This window comes from Aminobacter sp. P4_H6_2, assembly GCF_056400805.1.
In genome coordinates, this window is record NZ_JBFUKO010000162.1 from 1 (window position 1) to 9,290 (window position 9,290).

The 9,290-nt window shown below is 61.1% G+C and carries 5 protein-coding genes, 2 tRNA genes and 2 pseudogenes; 7 read left to right on the forward strand and 2 right to left on the reverse strand.

Going from position 1 to position 9,290, the window contains the following annotated elements:
- Positions 1-375, reverse strand: a pseudogene (locus AC1DUU_RS13850) (hypothetical protein); the annotation flags it as partial.
- 103 nt (positions 376-478) lie between these two features.
- Here AC1DUU_RS13850 and AC1DUU_RS13855 point away from each other — a divergent pair.
- Positions 479-946 carry a peroxiredoxin gene (locus AC1DUU_RS13855; RefSeq protein ID WP_476783993.1) on the forward strand — a complete coding sequence of 156 codons (468 nt, stop codon included), beginning with the start codon at positions 479-481 and terminating at the stop codon, positions 944-946.
- Between the two features lie 403 nt (positions 947-1,349).
- Positions 1,350-2,624, forward strand: a complete 1,275-nt coding sequence (locus tag AC1DUU_RS13860) for a M23 family metallopeptidase (RefSeq protein ID WP_476783994.1) — start codon at positions 1,350-1,352, stop codon at positions 2,622-2,624.
- 347 nt (positions 2,625-2,971) lie between these two features.
- Here the strand turns inward: AC1DUU_RS13860 and AC1DUU_RS13865 are convergent.
- Positions 2,972-3,048, reverse strand: a tRNA-Asp gene (locus AC1DUU_RS13865).
- 213 nt (positions 3,049-3,261) lie between these two features.
- Here AC1DUU_RS13865 and AC1DUU_RS13870 point away from each other — a divergent pair.
- The 5 genes and pseudogenes from AC1DUU_RS13870 to AC1DUU_RS13890 form a co-directional block, all read left to right on the forward strand.
- Positions 3,262-3,337: transfer RNA gene (locus AC1DUU_RS13870), tRNA-Val, on the forward strand.
- A gap of 834 nt (positions 3,338-4,171) precedes the next feature.
- Positions 4,172-6,834, forward strand: a pseudogene (gene cysC / locus AC1DUU_RS13875) (adenylyl-sulfate kinase); the annotation flags it as partial.
- A gap of 257 nt (positions 6,835-7,091) precedes the next feature.
- Positions 7,092-8,036 carry an NUDIX hydrolase gene (locus AC1DUU_RS13880; protein ID WP_476783995.1) on the forward strand — a complete coding sequence of 315 codons (945 nt, stop codon included), beginning with the start codon at positions 7,092-7,094 and terminating at the stop codon, positions 8,034-8,036.
- An 85-nt stretch (positions 8,037-8,121) separates the two neighbouring features.
- Complete coding sequence (gene nadA / locus AC1DUU_RS13885; protein WP_476783996.1) at positions 8,122-9,096, forward strand: quinolinate synthase NadA; 975 nt, start codon at positions 8,122-8,124, stop codon at positions 9,094-9,096.
- The coding region (locus AC1DUU_RS13890; protein WP_476783997.1) for an FAD-dependent oxidoreductase at positions 9,093-9,290 on the forward strand (198 nt) is incomplete at its 3' end. The genes nadA and AC1DUU_RS13890, both read left to right, overlap by 4 nt.

Below are 9,290 nucleotides of genomic sequence, written 5' to 3' on the forward strand. Positions count from 1 at the left end.
GCCGTCGGCGCGCTTGAGCTTGACGTCGGGCACCTCGACAGCAATCAGCCGGAGGCCATCGAGTGTCAGCCGCGCCTGCCCCATGGAAACATCGACATCGACGCCGGCAAGGCCTTCGATGGCGTGCTCGGCCTCGCTGCGCAATCTGTCCTGGCCGATACCAGTATAACTCAGGGCCTCTATCGCGATGATTACCAGCAAGACCAGCGAGCCAATCACGGCGACAGCAGCAAGCGCGCAATGGCCCGCGCGCCGGCGCACCGACGTGCGTGGACGCGGCACTTCCTGGCCCGCAGCCGACGGCATGGCGCCGAGATCGGTGATCTCGTTGCGCCTGAACCGGATTTTCTCGTGCCGGGGCACTTCCTGATCCACGCGATGTCCCGTAGTCGTTTCGGCTGTGGACGAATCCAAGTCCGACATTATCTAACCTGATATCCTTGCAAGCTCACCTGTAACTTCCAACAAGGGCATCGATGTGTCTGAACTCGAGACTGGCCAACCCGCCCCGCAATTCGAACTGCCGCGCGACGGCGGGGGCATTCTGACGCTTTCCGACTTTGCCGGCAAACCGGTTGTCCTCTATTTCTATCCCAAGGACGATACGACCGGCTGCACTGCCCAGGCGATCGACTTCACCCGGCTCAAGCCTCAATTCGAAAAGGCTGGAGCGGCGGTCGTCGGCGTTTCGCCCGACAGCGCCAAGAAACACGACAAATTCAAGGCCAAGCATCAAATTGGCATCGATCTTGTAGCTGACGAAGAGCGAAAAGCGCTCGAGGCCTATGGCGTGTGGACCGAAAAATCGATGTATGGCCGCAAATATATGGGGGTCGAACGTTCGACCTTCCTGATTGGCGCCGACGGCAGAATCGCGCGGATCTGGCGCAAGGTGAAGGTCCCAGGCCATGCCGCAGAGGTGCTGGAGGCGGTAAAAGCCCTCTAGCAAAATCGCACATTGCGGAACCTATCCCCCTCTCCCGACGTTTCTAATGCGACGATCTCAACGGGAGAATGAAGATGTTCCGCAGCCTCATCCTTTGGATGATTGGTATTCCAATCCCAATCATCATCCTGCTTTGGCTTTTTCTGCGCTGACTGAAACGATTCACCAGCGCCATGATGTGACACCTACGGGCCAATTCTGCCGCAAATCTGACAGCACTCCAAGCGTACTTCATCAAATTTTTGGTAGACGAGAAAATCCTGCCGCGTATTTGCGTGGCGGGATTTCTTTTCTTAACGGCGACTGACAGCAACGCTTGACGCCGCGCCTGGGGCGCAAAGCTTTGTTAACCCTAATAATGTGTAATCGGATCGTCGCTGTCTCGTCATGAGAGTTCGGTCCGGTGAAAGCTGCAAATCAGGCTCCTGTTTTCGGCAGGCGCAAAGAACCCCATACCGTCATCATCGCGCGCGGCAACGAGATCCGGCATTTCACCGTGCGCCCCTGGGTCGCAGCCGCTGCAGGCTCCGCCCTTGCCGCTGTCGCTGTCGGCTATCTCCTGGCGACATCCTATCTTGTGCTGCGCGACGACCTGATCGGCGCATCAACGGCGCGCCAGGCGCGCATGCAGCACGCTTATGAAGACCGCATTTCCGCCCTTCGCGCGCAGGTCGACCGCATCACAAGCCGGCAGTTGCTCGACCAGCAATTGATGGAAACCAAGGTCACGGAACTTTTGGCGCGGCAGTCACAGCTGAGCCAACGCCACGGCAGGCTCGGGCCGATTCTCGATCGGGCTGCTTCAAATGCAGCCGCCCCCTCCGCCCCTGTCAAGGCTACCGACGAGCGCGCGGAACTTTTGGACAAGCCGATCGAGCAGACCGGCGCCCTGGCCTACGCCTCGGCGGATTCGGCAGCGGCGCGCCCGTTTTCGTTCTGGTCGACAAGATCGGCTGCAGCCGACAGCGAAAGCAGCGCTGACCGCGCCGACAAGCTGTTTGTGACCATCAACAAATCGCTGCGCAGCATCGAGGACGACCAGGTCCAGCGCATCGGCACGCTTGCCGACAACGCCTACCAGACAGCGGGCGCCATCACCGACGCGCTCGAAGATGCCGGACTGCCTGTTGCCGCCGATTTCGGCAAATCGGGCGTTGGCGGCCCACTGGTGCCACTCGACAATCCGATGGCGTTCGACAGCAAGGTCAAGGAACTCGACGAAGCGCTCGACACGCTCGACCGTCTCAAGAAGGAGGCGCGCAGGCTGCCGCTCGCCAATCCAGCGGCCGGCCGTTCGATCTCAAGCACGTTCGGCGTCCGCACCGATCCGCTGATCGGCTCGCCCGCACTGCATTCAGGCATGGATTTCCGCGCGCCCTACGGCTCGCCGGCGCGCGCCACCGCCGCCGGCATTGTCACCAAGGCCGGCTGGAACGGCGGTTATGGCCGTATGGTCGAGATCGAGCATGGCGGCGGCTTCACTACACGCTATGCGCATCTGAGCAAAGTTCTGGTGGCGCCCGACCAAAAGGTAATGGTCGGCGACGAAGTCGGCGAAGTAGGCACCAGCGGCCGTTCGACCGGCCCGCATCTGCACTATGAAGTGCGCCGCGACGGCGATGCCGTTGACCCCTTGCGCTTCATCAAGGCCGGCAAGAAGCTCGGGCATTACCTATAGGCCACCCTTCCGAAGCATGGATTCGGGAAGCGTCATCCACAGGCTCAAAGAGCTGTGATGCGCATTGTGTGCCCAAGGTGCAAAGCGCTGTCGCGAATCTACCTGAAAACCAGAATCACCAGACACGAGCGGTGCGCAAAATTGGCCCCTAACTGGGCGTCATGCACCGACACGAATCGCCACCGGCAGGTTTTTTCGCGCACGCGATTCGCGTCTCAGCGCTGCAGGAAACAGCAGCACCAACATGTTCGCAAAATGGAGGGGAAAGGCACCGGCCGGCGCCATGGGCGCTTCTGGACAACTTAATCTAGAGGTTCAGTCGGCAAGGGTTAAGCCCTTGGAAAGACTGGCGCGAGTGACGGGGCTCGAACCCGCGACCTCCGGCGTGACAGGCCGGCACTCTAACCGACTGAGCTACACCCGCGCTCTGGACGTTGGCGCTGGGCGCCGCGTCGTTGGCGGTGAATTACGGCGTTCGTGGGTAGGTGTCAAGCGACATCGGAAAGATAATCGACAATCTTCGTCGTCTATTTTTCGAAGCCCCCAGAACCAGGCTTTTGCACGCACTTACCTGCCCTCGCGGCATGCATTTGAACTTGCAGATCGAAGACGAACCGCTTATTGCTCCGCGCGGTTGGGGCGATTAGCTCAGTTGGTAGAGCGCTTCGTTTACACCGAAGATGTCGGCGGTTCGAGCCCGTCATCGCCCACCATCCCTTTCTCCCAGTGATCAGCCGCATCGCGGCTCCCCGCGGCCTTGCATTCGGGCACGTGCCAGCCGTCGACGAGATCGCTGCGAAAAGAGCGCAGTTGCGAGTTGCAGACCGCGCCGTTGAACCCGGCGCGGCTCGCAAGCCCGGTGGCACAGTACTTATGGATGTAGCTGCGGCGCTAACCAAGAGGCCGCCGTTTCGGCAAGTGAAATCGCGGATCGCCTCCGCTGTGAAATCGACAATCAGCAATCGGTATCTCTACGCAGTCGACCTGTCGCTGGCGGCCTTTGCGTTGATACGCAAATGTTCCTTACCGACGCCCGCGCGGCCGAAGCGCTCGCGATCCTCACTGCCGTGTTCGTAATCATTTGCGCTGTGACCTTTCCGGCTGCTGGCTTGTACAAGCGCAAATGGAAATATGCCTCGATTCCCGACTACGTCGTCCTTGTGCAGGCGATTCTGATTGCCTCGCTGGTGCTCATGACGTGCGTCTTCTTTTATTCGCACTTCGCCATCATCCCGCATTCCATCATCGCGATCGAGATCCTGGCTCTAGTGTCGTTGCTGGCGGCTGTTCGGCTTAGCTTCCGGCAGGAGGACTTCAGGACCCTTATCGCTGCCCTCCGTTGGGCGCCGGCGGAACTCAACCCGCGCATACCGGTGCTGCTTGTGGGCGCGGGCCACGAGGCCGACCTCTATCTGCGCGCGCTGCAGCGCGACTCCACATCGACGCACGAACCGGTTGGGTTTCTCAACAATTCGCCTGATGAGACCGGGTCGATCATGCGCGGCGTCGTAGTGCTGGGCTCGACAGATGAATTCGACGCTGTCGTGGCCGAACTTGACGGCCGGGGCCAGCGGCCTCGCCACCTCATCTTCACGGCACCGCTTTCTTCATTTGAAAGCGGCGAGGCGGAACGGTTGATCGCCTGCGCCGACCGGATGGGCATGGCCGTTTCACGGCTGAATCCAGCGACAGAATTGCGCAATCCCCGTGTTGCCACCGAGTTCGAACTGCGTCCAATTGAGCTCACGGACCTGCTGGAAAGGTCGCAGGCCGCGCTCGATGTCGCCGCCATGCAGCGTTTTATCGGTGGCCGTCGCGTCATGATCACAGGCGCTGGTGGCTCGATCGGCAGCGAATTGGCAAGGCAGGTGGCGGGGCTCGCGCCTTCGCGGCTGGTTCTTGTCGATAATAGCGAGTTCAACCTCTATTCGGTCGACCTGGACCTTGCGGAAAATTTCCCCGCCATAGAGCGCTCTGTGCATCTGTGCGATGTGCGCGACAGGCGTCGTGTCGAAGGCGTATTCGCCCAGCATAGACCGGAACTCATCTTCCATGCTGCGGCCCTCAAGCATGTGCCGATGGTCGAACTCAACCCGTGCGAAGGCGTGCTCACCAACGTCTWCGGCACGATGAACATCGCCGAGGCGGTGAAGCGCTGGGGCGCGCTCGGCATGGTGCAGATCTCCACCGACAAGGTGGTGAACTCGCCCAATGTGATGGGCTCGACGAAACGGCTTGCGGAACTCTATTGCCAGTCACTCGACCTGGAAGGGGCGAACGACGCTGCCTCTCCGCGCTTCATGACCGTGCGCTTCGGAAACGTGCTTGGTTCGAGTGGATCGCTGATCCCGCTGTTCAAGCGGCAACTTGCACGTGGTGGGCCACTGACTGTCACGCACCCGGAGATGATGCGCTTTTTCATGACCATTCGCGAGGCCGTCGAACTGACCCTTCAAGCCGCGCTGGAAAGGGATTCCAGCAAACATGGGACCAATGGTGCCGACATCGACTTCGCGCTTCTGGTCGATGGCCTGGAGGCTGAGCGCGAACAAGGCATCACCATCGACGTCGCCTATCGCTTCTTCGCCATGCCCAAGCGAAAATTCATCGTCGCCGACACGCCCGGCCACGAGCAATATACCCGCAACATGGCGACCGGCGCTTCGACTGCCGATCTGGCCATTGTGCTGGTCGATGCCCGCCGGGGCATTTTGCAACAGACCCGCCGCCACTCGATCATCGCTTCGCTGCTCGGCATCCGTCACGTAGCCCTTGCCGTGAACAAGTTCGATCTGGTCGATTTCGGCCGGGAGGTTTTCGAGCGCATCTCGGCCGAATATCGCGACTTTGCGTCCGGTCTCAACTTCCAGTCGATCGAGCCCATCCCGATGTCGGCGCGCTATGGCGATAACGTCACCCGGTCGTCGGATGAAATGCGCTGGTATTCGGGTCCCACGCTGCTCGAACACCTCGAGGCGATTGCGATAGACGGCGACGCGGTCGAAAAGCCGTTCCGCCTTCCCGTTCAGTATGTAAATCGCCCCAATCAGGATTTTCGCGGATTCTCCGGCACAATCGCTTCGGGATTTGTCGCCGCTGGCCAGACCTTGGTTGCGGCGAAGTCGGGACGCCGCTCGCGCGTGAAGCGAATCCTCGTCGGCGCGGCGGATAGTCCGCTGGCAATCGCCGGCCAGTCGGTGACCCTTTTGCTGGAGGACGAGATCGAGATCTCGCGCGGCGACGTGTTATCCACTGTTGATGCCCGGCCCGAGGTGGGCTGACCAGTTCCAGGCAAATATCGTCTGGTTCGATGACAAGCCACTGCTGCCCGGCCGGCCTTACATCCTGCGCACGGAGACCGATCAGGTGGGGGCGACGATTACCGGGCTCAAACATCGGATCAACGTGACGAGCTTCGCCAAGGAAGCCGCAGCCCACCTCGACATGAACGAGATCGGTGTGTGCGATCTCTCTGTCCAGGCGCCGATCGCTTTCGACCGCTATGACGACAACCGCATCACAGGTGCGTTCATCCTCGTCGACCGCATGACCAACGCCACCGTGGGTGCTGGCATGATCTGCCATCCGCTGCGGCGCGCTCGCAACATCCACTGGCAGATGCTCGACGTCGACCGCACCCAGCACGGCCCAAAAGTATCAAAAGCCAGCGGTGCTGTGGTTCACCGGCCTGTCGGGTTCAGGCAAGTCGACAATTGCCAACCTGCTCGAGAAAAAGCTGAACGCGGCTGGCCGGCACACCTATCTGCTCGACGGCGACAACATCCGCCACGGGCTCAACCGGGATCTGGGTTTCACCGAAGAGGATCGTGTCGAAAACATCCGCCGTGTGGTCGAGGTCGCCCGGTTGATGGCCGACGCCGGGCTCGTCGTGCTTGTTTCCTTCATTTCGCCATTCCGCGCCGAGCGACAGATGGCGCGTGAAAGGATGAAGGAGGGTGAATTCGTTGAAATCTTCGTCGACACACCGTTCGAGGAATGCGCGAGGCGCGATCCCAAGGGGCTCTATGCGCGGGCGCTCAACGGCACGATCAAAAATTTCACCGGCCTCGATTCGCCCTACGAAGCTCCCGAGAGCCCGGAACTCCATGTCCAAACACTCGGCAAGGACGCCGAGGAGATGGTCGACGAGTTGGAGAGCTGGCTTAACGACAACAACATCGTCAGTTGCTTGAACGACCGTCCCCTCTAACCCTGCCCACAAGCCGTGACGCGCATGTTTGTCCCTGGCCATGGTTGTGTGCGATGCCCGACCATGACTGGCGTCCGCTTGCAGATGAAAACATGCTCTTACCTATCGTCACTTCCAAATCCCTGTTCACAATGTGGATTTTCTTGCCCCTGCAGGCCAAAAGCTGCGAACCACTGTGCATGGTCTTGGAGGATGACAGGCGATAGGGTGTTGACCTCTAGTCTGTCTGGCGGCCAACCGGAACCAACAAGGGCAAGATGCGGGATACATCAGGGGTGAGCAAACAAAGTGCAGCGGGGCGTCACGCGATCAGCGCGGATCTGATCGCTGTGCTTGTCGCTGCCCCCAACGGCAACCCGATGGTGCTGACGATCAAGGATGCGACCGCCCTGCCCTCCGGTCCGTTCGAGCTCGGCCACCGGTCGCTGCAATCGGGCTTGCGCGACTGGGTCGAGCAGCAAACCGGTCATCCGCTCGGCTATATCGAACAGCTCTACACCTTCGCCGACCGCGACCGCGACAGCGACGAGTTGGCCAGCCGGGTCATCTCGATCAGCTACCTCGGCCTGACACGCGAGGAGCCGGCGCATGGCACGCCGCCCGGCAGCTGGCGCAGCTGGTACGAGTTCTTCCCATGGGAAGACCACCGCACCGGCGCGCCTGAAATCATCCAGGACATCATCGTGCCACGGCTACGCCAATGGGCCGACGGGGCCAGCCAGCAGGACAAGCGCCAGAACCGCCTGCGGCGCGCCGCAAGTGCCTTTGGCCTCGACGACCGTCAATGGAACGAAGAGCTCGTTCTACAGCGCTACGAACTGCTCTACGAGGCCGAACTGGTCGAGGAAGCCATTCGAGCCAAGGGCATTGGCGACGCGCCCACCGCTCCCAGCCGCTCGATGAGCGGAGATCACCGCCGAATTCTTGCCACCGGCATCGCCCGTCTCAGGACCAAGATCAAATATCGGCCCGTGGTTTTCGAGTTGATGCCGCCCGCATTCACGCTGCTGCAATTGCAGCGCGCCGTGGAAGCACTAGCGGGGCTTACCGTCCACAAGCAGAATTTTCGCCGCCTGATCGAGCAGCAGGATTTGGTCGAAGAAACAGGCGACATGAGCTCCGACACCGGCGGGAGGCCGGCAAAACTGTTCCGCTTCCGCCATGCGGTTCTCGACGAACGTTCGGTCGCCGGAACCAAATAGCCAAACATCAGCGCTTGACAGGCCTTATGCTCATGCTAAGCATATATCCTTATTATACTCAGTACGAGCATAATAAGGATGGCAAATGTCTGGCATGTCTCTCTCCGCTGCCTCGCTCTATGACCGCGTCCAGCGCGTCATACCCGCTATCGAATGGCCGGTGTTTTCCCAAGACATCGACGCGATCCTGAGGCTCAAACGCGAGCGCAACGCGGTTATCCTGGCGCATAACTACCAGACCCCTGAGATATTCCACTGCGTCGCCGACATCGTCGGCGACAGCCTGGCGCTGGCCCGCAAGGCGATGGAAGTCGAGGCAGACGTCATTGTGCTGGCCGGCGTGCACTTTATGGCCGAGACCGCAAAGCTGCTCAATCCCGGCAAGACCGTGCTGATCCCCGACATGGGTGCCGGCTGTTCGCTGGCCGATTCGATCACGCCCGAAGACATTCGACTGCTGCGCCAGCGTTATCCCAGCGTGCCCGTCGTCACCTACGTCAACACCTCGGCTGCGGTGAAAGCCGAGTCTGACATCTGCTGCACCTCGGGCAATGCCAAGGCAGTGGTCGAGTCGCTCGGCGTGCCGCGCGTGCTGATGCTGCCGGACGAATATCTGGCGCAGAACATCGCCGCCCAGACCGATGTCGAGATCATCGCCTGGAAAGGCCACTGCGAGGTGCATGAGCGCTTCACGCCGGCAGACATCCGCGAAATGCGCGCCGCACATCCAGGTGTCACGGTGCTCGCACACCCAGAATGTCCGCCGGAAGTGGTTGCCGAGGCCGATTTCGCCGGCTCGACAGCTGCCATGTCGGATTATGTCGGCACGAAAAAGCCGTCGCGCGTGGTGCTGGTGACCGAATGCTCGATGAGCGACAACGTCGCTGTGGAGCACCCCGATGTCGAGTTCATTCGCCCCTGCAATTTGTGCCCGCACATGAAGCGGATCACCCTTGGCAACATCCGTTCCGCACTCGAACTGAACCAGCATGCCGTGACCATCGACCCTGCGGTTGCCGCCCGCGCCCGCCTGGYGGTCGAGCGGATGCTGGCGGTATGAGCGAAATGGGCGACCTCGCGGGCGGTCCCGTCATCATTGGCGGCGGGCTCGCCGGGCTGATGACGGCACTGGAACTGGCGCCGGAACCGGTCGTGCTCCTGTCGGCCGCACCGCTCGGCGGCGACGCGTCAAGCGCGCTGGCCCAGGGCGGACTGGCGGCATGTATCGGCTCGGACGACAGCCCCGCCCTACAC

Coding starts and splice junctions, on each gene's coding strand:
- AC1DUU_RS13880 (WP_476783995.1), top strand. CDS start 7,092: ATGCGGGATACATCAGGGGTGAGCAAACAAAGTGCAGCGGGGCGTCAC.